Raw genomic sequence first — 15,375 nt, 5'->3', positions numbered from 1 at the left:
GAATGCTTGCCAGAAATTGTTAATGAAACAGGAAAAAGCACAAACATTCCATATTTGAGAGGAGGAGAATGTCCGATTAGGGAAGTTTTGAAAGAAATATCACAAAGTAAAATATTTTAAAAAAAGCAGTCAAAAAAGATTTGTTGTGGTATTTAATGACTGCCCCTATATTTTTTACTCTGTCATTTTATATTTTTTTATACAGGAATCATTTCGTCAATTTCTCAAATGTTTTTTTATACTTCTTCAAAACTTTAGAAGAAATTATTTCCAATTCCTTATCTTCTGCAATTTTTACTGATTTATTCTCAACTTTCTTTGTTAAATTTCTTAATTTTGTTTCCATACTACTCACTTCTTATAGAAGATAATATCATAGATATGTAATAAAATTTAACCTATTTTTCAAAATTCTATTTAACTTTAAAAAATTTCAATCTCAAAGCATTTCCCAAAACTGATACTGAACTAAACGACATCGCAAAAGCCGCTATCATAGGATCTAATTTTGGTCCATTGAAAAATGCGTAAAATATTCCAGCGGCAAATGGAATTCCCAGTACATTATAAAAGAATGCCCAAAACAGATTTTCCTTTATATTTGTGATTGTCACTTTACTTAATGCTATTGCACCTGCAACATCTCTCAAATCGTTTCTAATTAAGACAATATCAGCCGATTCTATGGCAACATCTGTTCCATTTCCTATTGCAATTCCAACGTTTGCCTGAGCTAGTGCTGGTGAATCGTTAATTCCGTCTCCAACCATTGCAACAAATTCATCTTTTTCTTGAAGTTCCTTTACTTTTTGAGATTTCTGATAAGGCAGCACTTCTGAAATCACATCATCTATTCCCACTTGTTTTGCGATAAATTTCGCAGTTTTTTCGTTATCTCCAGTTAGCATTATTGTCTTGATTCCCATTTTTTTCAGTTTTTCTATAGCTTCCTTACTTGTTTCCTTGATAACATCTGCAACTGCAACAAGTCCCGCCAATTCGTTATCAATTGAAATATACATTGGTGTTTTTCCTTCATTCGACAGAATATCATAATCTTTTTGAGAAATTTCCACATTAATTTTTCGATTTTCCATAAGTTTTCTATTTCCAATTTGCACTTCCTTGCCTTCAAATGTTGCACGAATACCGTAACCTGGCATCGCCCTAAATTTTTCATACGGCTTAATTTCAATATTTTTCTCTTTTGCTTCATTTACGATTGCTTCTGCCAATGGATGCTCTGAATCATTTTCTACACTTGCAGCAATTTTTAACAATTCATTCTCGTTATAATTTCCATAAGCAATCAAATCAGTCAGTACAGGCTTTCCTTTCGTAATCGTACCAGTCTTGTCAAACACAACTGTTTTAATTTTATGTGCTGTTTCAAGGGCTTCCCCGCTTTTTATAAGAATACCGTTCTCAGCCCCTTTTCCAGTCCCAACCATTATTGATGTAGGTGTTGCAAGTCCCAATGCACACGGACACGCAATTACAAGTACAGCGATGAAAAACGACAATGCAATAACCAATCCACTACCACTCAAAAACCATGCAATCCCTGTAATTATCGCAATCCCAATAACAATCGGTACAAAATATGCCGCCACAATGTCAGCCATTCGAGAAATCGGAGCCTTTGAACCCTGTGCCTCCTCAACCAGCTTTATAATTTGCGACAAAACTGTATTTTTACCAATTTCAGTCGCCTCAAATCTAATACTTCCATTTTTATTAATACTTCCTCCAACAACCTTGTCCCCAACTTTTTTGCTTACCGGCAAACTTTCTCCTGTCAACATTGACTCATCAACAGAAGTCGCCCCTTCCACAATCCTTCCATCCACCGCAATTTTTTCTCCCGGCTTCACAATAACAATATCTCCAACTTTCAAGTTTTCAATCAGAACTTCCTTTTCCGCTCCATTTTCAATAATTTTAGCCTTTTTAGGCTGAAGTCCGATAAGTTTTTTTATTGCCGATGAAGTTTGCCCTTTTGTTTTTGCCTCCAGTAGTTTCCCAAATAAAATTAACGTAATAATTGTACCAGCCGATTCATAATATAAATCCATATGTGCTTCAGGATCTACAGTTACAATTCTAAAAGTGGCGTAAATTCCATAGAGTACCGCCGCTGTTGCCCCAATAGCAATTAACGAATCCATTGTTGGAGATTTTCTTACTAAATTTTTAAATCCATGTGAAAAAAAATCTCTTCCAGCATAAATAATAGGCAAAGTCAATACAAACTGTGCCAATGCAAAATTCAAAGCATTTACTTTAGGATTCAAAAATTCAGGAAGTGCCGCCCCAAGCATATGCCCCATCGAAATATACAAAAGTGGAACAACAAAAATAACTGCCAAAATTAATCGATTTTTCAAACTTGTTATTTTTTCCTGATAAAGTTCCATCTTTTTATCTTCCGTCATATCCTCAACCAGCCCATACCCAGCCGACTCCACTATTTCCCTAATTTTATCAAAATCATACTTCTTCTCATCATATTCAATATTCAATTTTTCAGTTGCAATATTAACTGAAGCACTAATATCCGTATTTTTATTAAGTGCCTTTTCCACAGCATTAGCACAAGCTGCACAGCTCATCCCAGTTACTGTATAGTTTTTTTCTGCCATAATCTTTTCCTCCTTCATCTAATACAATATATCTTTAAATATGCTTATGCCCATTATGTTCACAATTACACTGCCCTTCAACACAATCACACAAAACTTCTTCCACAGCCGTTTTCCTCTTTTTCTCCACAGCCTTCAAAATCAAGTCCAAGTCGCTAAAACTCAGTTCACTGTTCTCAATAACTTTCCCTATCATTTCTCCAACTTTCGTTTTACAAATTTTATCAAAAGTTCCCAATATATAACTATTAGCCACTTCTTTTTCTGTAAAATCTGTCGAATAAATATACTTGTTCCCAATTTCCCTCTTTTTCAAAATATTCTTTTCCAACAGCCGATTTAATAATGTCTTTATTGTAGCCTGCTTCCAGTTCATTTTCTCACAAAGCACCTCTGCTACAAACTTGCTTGTAACTTCACTATTTGCCCACACAACACGCATTACTTCCCATTCTGCATCGGTTATATGCTGTTTTTTATCAAGTTTACAGTTTTCTTTCATATTTTACCTCTCTTAACGTTTACGTTTGTAATCTTATATATTAATAGTTTACAATAGTAATCGTTTTTTGTCAAGTCTTTTTTGTTATAATAATTTTGCGGGTTTCACCACCCAAAAAATAAATTAAAATGTGAGAGCTTTCACTCCCACACAAAAAATTCAAATATATAAATATTATTTTAGACTTCTTTTGTTTCCGCTACCTTTTTATACCAGTAAGCACTTTTCTTCGGATAACGTTTTTGTGTTTCAAAGTCAACATAGAATAATCCATATCTTTTTTCATAGCCATTAGACCAAGAAAATACATCCATTAATGACCATAAGAAATATCCTTTTACATTCGCTCCATCTCTTATTGCATCTGAAATCACTTCCAAATGTTGTCTTATGTAATCTATTCTTGCATTGTCATATACTGTATTGTCTTCAAAAACATCTTTATAGCCTAAACCATTTTCAGTAATATAGATTTTTTTGTAATTTGGATAATCTCTTTTAACTCTTGAGATTTGATCATAAAGACCTTGCGGATAAATTATCCAGTCCCAGTCAGTTCTTGGGATACTTTCATTGGCTTTTCTTTGTCCCACGCCTTTTATTTGATATTTGGAACTTCCTTTATTTCCTGTTGCGTTGTGAATAATTTCAGTTTCACCATCATATTCAGCCATCCAGTCACTCATATAATAATTTATTCCAAGAAAATCATTCAAATCTTTTGCAGCTTTTAATATTTCGAAATCTTCTTCTCTTAAATCTAATTTCCCTCCATTGACTTTTAAAATGTGATTTACACCTTCCATTGTATCCTTTGAATATTCACCTTTAAAAGTAGCATCCAAAATAAATTTGTTATGAATGATGTCGTCCAATTCAGCTGCTCTCACATCTTTTGGATTATTTGGATCATAGGGATATTTTGTTGGCAATGCACAAACCATTCCTATTTCTCCGTGATAGCCATTTTTCTTAAATAAATTAACTGCTTTTGCGTGTGCTAAAACCATATTATGATGTGACTGAAACAATTTTTCAAAATCATATTTTATTCCTGGAGGAAATTTCCCAACAAGATATTGACCATCTCCAATTGGTCCTATTTCATTAAATGTTGTCCAATAGTTTACTTCACTAAATTCTTCAAAACAGAATTTTGCATAATTTACAAAGTGCTCTATATTTTCACGATTTAAAAAATCTCCGTTGGAGTGCAAAACCTCGGGTGTATCAAAATGATGAAGTGTTACAAATGGTTCAACATTTCTTTTTTTACATTCTGCAAACAGTTTATGGTAAAATTCCACTCCTTTAGGATTTACTTCACCATATCCATTTGGGAAAACTCTAGACCATGCAATTGAAATTCTTATTCCATTTATACCGAATTCTTCGCAAAGTTTCAAATCAACTGGATATTGATGATAAAAATCACTCGCAGGTTCTGCCGTATACCAATAGTTTTCTTCTAAAAATTTATCCCATGCAACTGGTCCCTTTCCATCAATTTTGATTGCACCTTCAGCCTGATATGCCGCTGTTGCTCCTCCAAAAATAAAATCTTCTGGTAATTTTTTTGACATAATTAAACCTCTCTTATTATTAAAATATATTAATCTTCAAATTGTGCTTGCACAAAATCTAACGCACCCTTACCATCACGAGTCAAGTTAATGTATTGAGCTCCTTCAGTTTTTGCTAATTTAATTCCTAGCTTATCAGTTTCTGCCTTCATATCTTCAAAATTTGATGCAACTTGTGGTGCAAGAATAACTAAATCAAATTCAGGAAGTATTTCACGATGTGCACCATATCCACCTGCTGCGGCTTTAACAGGAACATCATGTTCTTTTGATGCCTTATTTAAAGCATTTGCTAAAAGTCCACTTGTTCCTCCACCAGCACACAGTACAAGTACATTTGTTTCTTTTGTTATATTATTTTTAACAGCACCAGTTTTTTCAACACCAGCTTTTTCAAGAATGTTATCTGCTTTTTTAGTGTTGAAATTTGCGGCGACTTTTTCTTTTAATTCGTTATTTGTAGTTCCTAGACGTTCTTCTTCGAGAATTTGTTTATCGTATACTTTTATAAATGGATAATAAATAATAAAGTCCACAACAATTAAAAGTGCCGCTAAAATAAACGATAATACCTGAAGATTGGTTCCCAGTATTATTCCCAATGGTCCTGGAGTTGTCCATGGAAGATTAGCAGTAAAACTGTTCATTCCAAGTACATCTATAAATATTTTAAAAATCCACACATTCACTATTGGTGCAAAGATAAATGGTATAAAGAATACCGGGTTTAATACAATTGGAGCACCAAATAGAATTGGTTCATTTACACCAAAGAATGTAGGTACAGCAGAGGCACGTCCAATAGCTTTATTCCTCTTAGATTTACAAAGCCACATGAACATAAATGGTACAATTAAAGTAGCTCCAGTTCCTCCCATTGTAACTATAAACATTTGTGTTCCTGAAGTCAAAATTTTATCTGCATGCTGTCCAGCTCTCATAAGGTTTAAATTTGCATCTATATTAGCATAAGTAACAACTGCAATAGCAGGTTCTACAATTGAAGGCCCATGAATTCCGACAAACCAGAAGAAAGCATAAGCTCCAAATATAATAGTAATTCCTACATATCCATCAGCTGCTGAAAATAACGGTCCAAAAAGTTTACCTACTGCTTCTGCAACTCCTGTTCCAATAAAGTGACGCACAAGAATCTCAAGAACATAAAGCAACACTATTGATAAAGTAAACGGTATTACATCTTTAAAAACTTGTGAAATATTAGGCGGAACCTCTGATGGCATTTTTATAGTTACTTCATTCTTTACACAGAATTTATAAATTGTTACAGTTATAAATGCTGCTAAAAATGCAGTTAAAAGTCCTTTTGTACCTAAGAATCCAGTTGAAATTCCATCTTTAGTTGGATCTGCCGCTAATAACAGCAATCCAACCATTGAGGCTAACAGTGTAGAAAGATAATTAATCTGATTAGTTGCTGGCATAGAACGATTTACAGAATCTGTTAATGATTTAGCTGTTGTTCCTGCTACTAAAAATGCTAAGATTCCCATAGAGTAACTGTATGGTTTCATTAATAAAGCTTCTATATTTTTTGGCCAAAAAAATCCAAAAGCATTTGGAACATAAGCAATTAAGATAAAAATACTAGAAAATAGTATAACTGGCATACCAGCTATAAAACCATCACGAATTGCTCTTAAATATATATTCCGAGATAATTTTTCAAAAAAAGGCTTTCCTTTTTCTATAAATTCAATCAGTTTTTTCATTTACTTTGCTCCTCTTTTATATAATTCTATTAAATGTTTCATTAATTCTTTCAATAATATTGTTGTCATCAAATGATCTTGTCCATGAATCATAATAAAACTCATTTCTAAATCTTCTCCAGCCGCTTCTTTAGCTAAAATATCTGTTTGTGAATTATGAGCACCAACCAGACATTCCTCAGCCTCTTTTACTAAATTTTCCGCTTCTTCGAACTCTCCATTTTGTGCTTTATTTAACGCAATCATCAATTTAGATCTTGCATCTCCTGCATAAGCTACTATTTCAAATCCAATCATTGTAACATCTTCTTTAGTCATAATTCTCTCCCTTTTTACATAATATTTTTATTTTTCTAACTATATTTTTTTAATTCTTACTTTTGTTTTTTTATTTTCGATTTTTCTAAAATCTTATTTTTCCTTCCAAGATGTTGCTGTTTTTTCAACTACTTCATTTAGTTCTTCAATATTCTTTCTTCCCACAGTGTCCAGCCATTCCACAGTCGCCTTTTCGCCTTCCTTAGCAAACACTTCCACACCATTTGCCCAAGTCGCTCTTCCACACAATACTCCATTAAATTTAGCACCTGAATCATGAGCAAACTTTAATGTATCTTGGAAAAGTTTCGCACTTACTCCAGCACTTAGATAAATGTATGGCAATGATGTTGCTTCTTCCTGAAGTTTAAAGTAATTTGCAGCCTCCTCTTTTGTGTAAACAGTTTCTCCATCGCTAAACCCTTCTACAAATTTCATATTTACAGGAACTTCTACTTTTAAAACATCAACATTGTATCTCGGATCTGAAAATACTTTCATTGCTTCAATAACTTTTCTTGGTTTTACTTTTGCATATTCCGCTGTGCTGTTGTCATCAATTTTACAATCGTAACTTAAAATTTCCAAAAAGAAAGGTATGTCTTCTGCGACACATTCAGCTCCTACTCTTTCCATATATGCTTTTTTCTGAATATTAATTTCTTCACTTTCATCTACATCATAATACAATAAAAATTTTACTGCATCTGCCCCTTCTTCTTTTAGTCTTTTAGCCGACCATTCAACAAGGCAGTCTGGCAATCTTCCAACTGCATTTGCATCATATCCTGTCTTTTCATAAGCTAATAATAATCCAGCATCTTTATCTCTAGCTTTTGCCGCATCCAGTCCGTATTCAGGATCTAGTAAAATTGAAGAAGAATATTTTGTTAAATGTTTTGAAACTAATACTTTAAACTCCTTTATTTGTTCAGCTGTTGCTTCAGATTCTTGATGTTTATTTAACATCTTTTTCAAAGCTCCTCTTTGGTCAATTGCTAACGCTGATATAAATCCATTTTTATCACTTAAATTTTCTAAATATTTTCTTTTTTGTTCAGTTAATTTCATTATTTATTCCTCCTTATAAATTTCGTTTAATATTCAACTATCTCAATTTTGCTAAATAATTTTTCATAATTTTCCAAATTTACAAATCCTGTCAATTTTTCCATCGCATTTAACATTCCTAGCGTATTAGCCTTCTTCAATAAATTTTCGTCACTTGCATTTTCATAAATTGCCGATGTAATTCCAGCCACTGTAGAATCGCCAGAACCTACAGGATTTACAACTTCTATTTTTGGAACATTAACTTTGTAAAATTTATCATTATGCTTTGCAAAAGCGCCATCTGCTCCCAGCGAAACAATAATCCACTCAATTCCATCAAATAATTTATTTTTCAAAGTTTCCTTTAATTCTCCAATGTCTTTTGATACTTCTTTCCCAATCAACTGCGATAATTCTTCTGTATTAGGCTTTATGATTTTTGGCTTATATTCATTTTTCAAAACTTCTACCAATGCTCTTCCCGAACAGTCAAGCACAACAGGTTTTTCATATTTATTACAAATTTCAATCATTTTTGAATAATAGTCATCTTCCAACCCATTAGGCAAACTTCCTGAAATTGAAATAATTTGAACTTCCTGTACTAGTTTTTCAAAGTATTCTAAAAATTTTTCACTTTCAGATTGACTAATTGTAGGCCCATTTTCCAAAATTTCCGTCTGATTTCCTTCATGCAGAATTGCAATACAGTTTCTAGTTTCCCCTGAAATTTCAAAAAATTTGTTTTCTATTCCCATTTCTGTTAATTTTTTCTGAATATCAATTCCCAAAGCTCCGCCGATAAGCCCCGTTGCAATAACTTTATCATCAAGCTGTTTTAGCACCCTCGTTACATTCAGCCCTTTTCCTCCTGGTGTCTTAATTGCTTTTGCTACTCTGTTTACAGTATCCAAATTAAATTTTTCCAAAGGATATGAAATGTCAACAGACGGATTCATTGTTACTGTTAAAATCATCTTAATCAGCCCCTTTAATCTTTATATTCCCCTCTGTCCCATTTTTCCAAAAATTCTGTGAAAAAATCTGTATTAGTTTGTTCTGGATTTACAGTTTCTATATGTTTAATTTTAGCAATTAATTTTTCACTTTCTTCTGTTTTTTTATATTCTGCTTTTATAAATGCTTCTATTATGTCACACATTAGCAGTTCACCTGTTATTTTTCCTCCAAAACCAATTACATTTGCATTTAAATATTCCTTGGCATAAATCGCAGTTGTCATATCTCTTACTAATGCAGAACGTATTCCTGGTACTTTATTTACAGCATTATTAATTCCAACACCTGTTCCACAGATACATACTCCCAAATCAGCTTCGCCGCTTGCCACTGCTTCTCCTACTTTTTTTCCATAAATTGGATAATGAGTACGTGTGAAATCATATGTTCCAAAATCTAAAACTTCATAACCTTTTGATTTCAAAAAATCTGACACTGCAATTTTTACATCTGTTACAATATGATCACATCCAATAGCTATTTTCATATTTTTTACCATCCTTTTTTACTCTTTTATTTTTATTTTTTCCGTAATTTCACTTTATAAATAATTTTTCATTTTTCTACCATATAATAAAGCAACCTTAAAATTAAACACAAAAATTAAAATCGCACTATTAACTCAGATAATTTATTTCCAGTTAAACAAACTAGCACATCTTATTTAGCATATCCACTCTGATCTGGTGTCTTCCACCATCATATCCAGCAGTTAAAAATCCTTTTACGATATTTTTAGCAACTTCTGTTCCTACAATTTTTGAACCTATTGCAATTATTCTTGAATTATTATGTCCTCTTGTCATATAAGCTGAACGTTCATCTGAAACTTCTGCTGCTACCATTCCTTTTATTTTAGTAGCAACCATAAAACTTCCTGCACCATACGCATCAAACACTATCCCCAAACTATCATCGTCAGCTAAGACAGTTTGAGCAACAGCATACGTTGTTTCAACAAAATCTTTATTTTCTGATTTATCAATTACATCATATCCATTTTCCAGCAAATAATTTTTAATATAATCTTTTAATTCATTACCATCCACATCAGAACCTAATATAACTTTCATTATTTTTCCTCCATTTTTTAATTCGTTTCACTACGTAGTTACAAATTTTCAAATAATATATTATTTATCTCACAATTGAAATATACCCTCAAAATACTGAAATTACAATACATCAAACTAGCTAAAAATAATCACTGTTTAGTAAACAAACTTTTTTTATCTTGATTTTATATTTATTAAAAAAATTATTTTAAGTAAACAAAGATATTTTTTTTTGACTTAAAATTTAATATTTTTTATTGTATTTTTTAAATAAAATATAAAGATATAACTATTTTTTTCAAACTCCAAAATTATTTAAATTAATTTATGAATTAAAAAATGAGGACACTTTTTGTCCCCATCAAATGCTTCCACAGCTTTCTCTTTCGATTAATTCCACAGGCAAATAAACTTTTTTCCTGTAACTTCTGTTATGCTCTAATAGTTCCACAAGTACATTTATTGTTTCTTGTGCAATAATTTTAGTATCTATTCTAAGTGTTGTTAAAGGAGGTATCATATATTGAGAAATTTTTAAATCATTAAATCCGATAATTGAAATATCGTCAAATATTTTTAAATTATGTTCTCTTATTGCTTTATAAGCACCCATTGCAATCGAATCATTTGCACAAAATATCGCAGTTGGCCTATCTTCCAGTTTTAGTATTTCCTTCATCATTTCATATCCTGATTCAGGCGAAAATTCATCTACTTTTACAAATCTTTCATCATACAATTCAAGTTCCTTCATAATTTCAATAAAATACTGCTCCCGAAAATCTACAAGATTTCTAATAATCTGATTTCTTCCCACTAATAGTCCAATTTTTTTATGTCCTAATTTCAGCAAATAATCAATTACAATTTTTACTGAATGTTTCATATCAAATTTTATATAATCAATGGAATTATCAAAATTATAAGCATCAACACAAACAATATTTTCATTTAGAGATTTCAAAAAGTCCAACTGGCTTCTTTTTATTTCTCCAATCACAATAATTGCATTGCAAACAATAAAATTCATTAAAATTTCCTCATTTTTTTCAAACATCTGCAACTCAAAAACCTTGCTTTTTATCCCCTTTTTTTTCAATGCATATTCCAAATCCAGCCGTAATGACACAAAATATGGATCTTCGCTTTCTATCTTTTCATCAAATGACTTTATAATTGAAACATTTAACTGTGCATTTTTTCTTTTTGTATTTTTTTTCTTGTAGTTTAACTTCTTAACCGCTTCCAATACTTTCTGTTTTGTTTCCCGTGTTACACCAAAATATTCATCATTATTTAAAATTCTGGAAACAGTAGCAATAGAAACTCCCGCATACTTTGCAACATCTCTGATCGTAGACATTTTTCCCCTCTCTTTGAACCTTAAAATTTACTTTTTTATACTATACATTTCTTAACTTTTCATTTGTTTTATAATATAATTTTTTAGTTTTTTAGTAAAATTTTTAATATTTTTACTAAACTTTTTTTTGAAATATAAATCTTACAATTATTATACTAAACCCATTTAAAAAATAGCAATAAAATTCTATAATAATTAATTTGATAGCCTTGTTAAAAAATATGAATTTAATTTCCTTATAAATAAAAAAATCAAGTCTAATTTTTAAGTATCCATCTTAAAGACTTTTATAATTTTATTTATAAGTAATAATAGTTTTTTATATTTTTTGTTCAATTTTTTTGTAACGTAAGGGCATCAGACGCCATGCCCTTACAACCCCGCTTACGCAAAACTTTCTTATAAAGAAAAAATAAAACTCGCTTCGTAAAACTACGCTCAGACAGTTATTTTTCCTTTAACGAAATTTTGCTTATTTAATATTTTCCAAATGTAAAAGCTTAAAATTTAAATATAATAATCTTTATAATTTAATATAGAATGTCGTGATTTTTTTGGAATGAAAACGATTGTCTGAGCGTCAGCAAGTTTCGTTTTTGTTTCAAAAAAATGCTTAGACGAGCCAGGGTTGCAAGGGAAATGGCGACTGATCTCCCTTGCTTTATAAAAAGAAAAAACACAGTAATATGAAAAAATATTTATTATCAATAAGCAGTTTTTCAAAATCTAAATAAAAATCCCTTATATGGATACTTAATGATTAAATTTAATTAAAGGATATTTTATAATTAATTTTTTTATTTTATTCTAAAATATTGCTGGAAATTTCCCAAAAATATGATAAAATAATAACATAGTAAAATAATTTTAAAAACAAATCCAAAGTTACAACCAAAATCTAGATTTACTTAATTTTTATCAGTTCAAATTGGTAATTAATCAGGTATGTTATTAAATTCTTATAAATTTTAATTAACGAAATTCATGGAACTCCAGATTTTGAATAGTATATTTAGGAGTTGATTTTAAATTTTTACTATGCAAATTAAAAATTATTTATTTTAGGAGGAAAAACAGATGAAAAAAATTATGAGAGGTGTACTGTTATTCGGTATGTTAGGAGGAATGCTTTTGTCTTGCGGAAATAAAAAAAGTAATAATTCTCAAGACGAAAAAAAAGATTCTCAAGTTAGTGAAAAGGTTTATAAAATTGGATTGTCACAGATTGTTGATCATCCGGCATTAAATGCGGCTAAACAAGGTTTTAAGGATGCTTTGGCAAAGGCTGGGATAAAGGCTGATTATGATGATAAAATTGCAAACAATGATATGAGCAATCAGACATTGATTATGCAGCAGTTTGCAGCAGATAAGAAAGATTTGGTATTTGCGGTTACGACACCGACAGCACAGGCGGCTAAAAATCAGGTTACAGGAGATATACCAGTTGTGTTTGCGTCAGTTACAGATCCAAAAAGTGCAGGGCTTGAAGGGATTCCAAATGTTACAGGGACAAGTGGAGCGGCACCAGTTAATGAAAATTTGAAATTAATGAGAGAATTATTACCAGAAGCGAAAAAAATAGGAATAATTTATAATTCATCTGAACAAAATTCAGTTTCTGAAGTAAATAATTTGAAAAAACTAGCAGGGCAATTTGGATTCACAGTAGTTGAAAAAGCTGTTACAAACGGAACGGAAATGGTTGCAGCAGCAAACTTGATAGCAAAAGATATTGATATTTATTACGCTATTCAAGATAATACAGTAGCATCATATTTTGCAGCAATACTTGATGTTTTTAACAATGCAAAAGTTCCGATTCTAGCTACAAATGACGTTTACTCAAATGCAGGAGGGCTAATTTCACAAGGAACTACTGACTACAATATCGGTTATCGTTCTGGAGAAATTGCAGCAGAAATTTTACTAAAAGGCAAAAAACCAAGTGAAATCCCAATAGAAACAGTCAAAAATCTACAAATCGAAATTAACAAACAAAACATGGAATTATTGGGAATAAAAATACCAGACAGTATTTTAAAGCAGGCTAAAATGGTAGAAACTAAAAAATAATTAAAGGATTTTATAAATTAAAGGTAATAAAAAAACTGGAGATGTTATTATTAACAATTCCAGTTTTTTTTATATTTTTTTATCCTTTTGAATTTTCATATTTCTTTCTATCATTAGCATTCAAATATTTTTTTCTAAGTCTGATAAAGTTAGGTGTAATTTCCACTAACTCATCATTTTCGATATATTCAAGTGCCAATTCTAGTGTAAATTCTTTTGGTGGTGCCAATTTCACAGCATCGTCACTTCCAGCAGCCCTCATATTTGTAAGTTTTTTACCTTTACATACATTTACGACTAAGTCATTCTCTCTTGAATGCTCTCCAACTATCATTCCTTCGTAAACTTCTATTCCAGGCCCTATAAACAGGATTCCTCTTGGCTGCAAGTTGTTTAGTGAATATCCCAAACTTGTTCCAGGTTCCATTGCGATAAGCACTCCTCTTCTTCTTCCTGTAACTTCCCCTTTGAAAGGCTCGTACTCAAAGAATGAATGATTTATAATTCCTGTTCCTCTCGTTTCTGTTAAAAATTCGTTTCTAAATCCAATTAATCCACGTGACGGTACTTTGAACTCAAGTCTTGTATATCCGTCGCTTCCTTGATTCATATTTACCATTTCACCTTTTCTAAGTCCTAATTTTTCAATTACAACTCCTACAAACTCATCAGCAACATCGATAATTGCAAGTTCGATTGGCTCTAGTTTCTGTCCATTTTCTTCTTTAAAAATAACTTCAGGTTTTGAAACTGCTACTTCGTAGCCTTCTCTTCTCATATTTTCAAGCAAAATAGATAATTGAAGTTCCCCTCTTCCTTTTACAATAAAGGCATCTGGTGAATCTGTCATTTCAAGCCTCATACTAACATTGTGATTTACTTCCTTTTGCAATCTTTCCAGAATATTTCTCGAAGTTACAAATTTTCCATCCTGCCCTGCAAATGGCGAATCATTTACCATAAATGTCATAGCAAGTGTAGGCTCATCAATGTCAATTAATGGTAATGGCTTAGGATTTTCTTTACTTGCCACAGTTTCTCCTATGTCAATTTGTTCAATTCCTGCAATTGTTACAATATCTCCAGCAAACGCTACTTCCATTTCAACTTTTTTAAGTCCGTCATATCCATAAATTCTAGTAACTTTACCATTTATCAAGTCACCATTTCTCTTAATTAATGTAATTTCCTGATTTTTTTCAATTTTTCCGTTATAAATTCTTCCAGTTCCTAATTTTCCTACATACTCATCATATTCAGTATTTGTAACAAGCATTTGCAACGGTTCATTCACATCTCCTTCTGGATCTTCCACATGCTCCATGATTTTATCATAAAGCGGTTTCATATCCTTATCCTCATCTTCCAGATCCAATTTAGCATATCCATTTTTCGCAGACGCATAAACTACTGGAAAATCAAGCTGAATATCATTTGCCCCTAAATCCACAAATAAGTCAAAAACTGAATCCACAACCGCATCAGGATCCGAATTTGGCCTATCAATCTTATTAACTACCACAATTGGACGAAGCCCATGCTCCAGTGCCTGTTTCAATACATATTTAGTCTGTGGCATAACACCCTCAAACGCGTCTACCAGAAGTAAAACTGAATCCACCATTTTCAAGATTCTCTGTACTTCTCCACCAAAATCCGCATGGCCAGGAGTATCCACAATATTTATCTTATATCCATCATAATGAAATGAAGCATTTTTAGAAAAAATCGTAATTCCTCTTTCCTTCTCCAAATCATCACTATCCATAATTCTTTCATCTACTTTTTCATGTTCTCCAAATGTCCCTGCCTGCTTTAATAAAGCATCGACAAGAGTTGTTTTCCCGTGATCTACGTGTGCAATAATTGCAATGTTTTTAATTTTATTCATTCTTTATTTTAACAAATTTTTTGTTAATTTTTCCTCCTTAAATTCTAAAATTCCCCCTAAGAGGGTGAGGAGTAGAGGTGAAATTCATGTCCTATCTATTCAAACTGTAACAAATAATTACGAACAGAATAAATATCGC

The 15,375-nt window shown here is 31.6% G+C and carries 13 protein-coding genes; 1 reads left to right on the top strand and 12 read right to left on the bottom strand.

All coding sequences use genetic code 11. The features are described from left to right. Positions 1 to 208: 208 nt before the first annotated feature. The 11 genes from K324_RS14140 to K324_RS0101730 all read right to left on the bottom strand — a co-directional run bounded on the left by K324_RS14140 (position 209) and on the right by K324_RS0101730 (position 11,269). On the bottom strand, positions 209 to 346 hold the full coding sequence (locus K324_RS14140) for a hypothetical protein (RefSeq protein ID WP_178936259.1): 138 nt from the start codon (positions 344 to 346) through the stop codon (positions 209 to 211). Positions 347 to 413: 67 nt separating this feature from the next. Continuing rightward, the gene (locus K324_RS0101775) at positions 414 to 2,642 is read right to left on the bottom strand and encodes a heavy metal translocating P-type ATPase (RefSeq protein WP_026747632.1); all 2,229 of its coding nucleotides are present in this window, start codon (positions 2,640 to 2,642) and stop codon (positions 414 to 416) included. Between the two features lie 34 nt (positions 2,643 to 2,676). Beyond that, positions 2,677 to 3,144 (bottom strand): CopY/TcrY family copper transport repressor, encoded by a 468-nt coding sequence (locus K324_RS0101770; RefSeq protein ID WP_026747631.1) that lies wholly within the window; start codon positions 3,142 to 3,144, stop codon positions 2,677 to 2,679. A 179-nt stretch (positions 3,145 to 3,323) separates the two neighbouring features. Beyond that, positions 3,324 to 4,727, bottom strand: a complete 1,404-nt coding sequence (gene lacG / locus K324_RS0101765) for a 6-phospho-beta-galactosidase (RefSeq protein WP_026747630.1) — start codon at positions 4,725 to 4,727, stop codon at positions 3,324 to 3,326. 29 nt (positions 4,728 to 4,756) lie between these two features. After that, complete coding sequence (locus tag K324_RS0101760) at positions 4,757 to 6,460, bottom strand: lactose-specific PTS transporter subunit EIIC (RefSeq protein ID WP_026747629.1); 1,704 nt, start codon at positions 6,458 to 6,460, stop codon at positions 4,757 to 4,759. Then, positions 6,461 to 6,778 (bottom strand): PTS lactose/cellobiose transporter subunit IIA, encoded by a 318-nt coding sequence (locus K324_RS0101755; RefSeq protein WP_026747628.1) that lies wholly within the window; start codon positions 6,776 to 6,778, stop codon positions 6,461 to 6,463. It lies immediately after the preceding gene. A 93-nt stretch (positions 6,779 to 6,871) separates the two neighbouring features. After that, positions 6,872 to 7,849 (bottom strand): tagatose-bisphosphate aldolase, encoded by a 978-nt coding sequence (lacD, locus tag K324_RS0101750; RefSeq protein ID WP_026747627.1) that lies wholly within the window; start codon positions 7,847 to 7,849, stop codon positions 6,872 to 6,874. A gap of 26 nt (positions 7,850 to 7,875) precedes the next feature. Next, a complete protein-coding gene (locus tag K324_RS0101745; RefSeq protein ID WP_026747626.1) occupies positions 7,876 to 8,808 on the bottom strand; it encodes a tagatose-6-phosphate kinase in 933 nt (310 codons plus the stop codon). A gap of 14 nt (positions 8,809 to 8,822) precedes the next feature. Next, positions 8,823 to 9,338: a galactose-6-phosphate isomerase subunit LacB gene (gene lacB / locus K324_RS0101740; RefSeq protein WP_026747625.1), complete on the bottom strand. Its 516-nt coding sequence runs from the start codon at positions 9,336 to 9,338 to the stop codon at positions 8,823 to 8,825. A 163-nt stretch (positions 9,339 to 9,501) separates the two neighbouring features. Continuing rightward, on the bottom strand, positions 9,502 to 9,924 hold the full coding sequence (lacA, locus tag K324_RS0101735) for a galactose-6-phosphate isomerase subunit LacA (protein WP_026747624.1): 423 nt from the start codon (positions 9,922 to 9,924) through the stop codon (positions 9,502 to 9,504). Between the two features lie 343 nt (positions 9,925 to 10,267). After that, the gene (locus K324_RS0101730) at positions 10,268 to 11,269 is read right to left on the bottom strand and encodes a LacI family DNA-binding transcriptional regulator (RefSeq protein WP_026747623.1); all 1,002 of its coding nucleotides are present in this window, start codon (positions 11,267 to 11,269) and stop codon (positions 10,268 to 10,270) included. Positions 11,270 to 12,346: 1,077 nt separating this feature from the next. Here K324_RS0101730 and K324_RS0101725 point away from each other — a divergent pair. Further along, positions 12,347 to 13,345 carry an ABC transporter substrate-binding protein gene (locus K324_RS0101725; RefSeq protein WP_026747622.1) on the top strand — a complete coding sequence of 333 codons (999 nt, stop codon included), beginning with the start codon at positions 12,347 to 12,349 and terminating at the stop codon, positions 13,343 to 13,345. A 79-nt stretch (positions 13,346 to 13,424) separates the two neighbouring features. Here the strand turns inward: K324_RS0101725 and typA are convergent, their stop codons facing one another. Next, positions 13,425 to 15,236, bottom strand: coding sequence for a translational GTPase TypA (gene typA / locus K324_RS0101720; RefSeq protein ID WP_026747621.1), 1,812 nt, complete (start codon positions 15,234 to 15,236; stop codon positions 13,425 to 13,427). Positions 15,237 to 15,375 lie beyond the last annotated feature (139 nt).

The organism is Leptotrichia trevisanii DSM 22070, from assembly GCF_000482505.1.
Classification (GTDB): Bacteria; Fusobacteriota; Fusobacteriia; order Fusobacteriales; family Leptotrichiaceae; genus Leptotrichia; species Leptotrichia trevisanii.
This window is presented reverse-complemented; position numbering and strand designations above follow the sequence as displayed.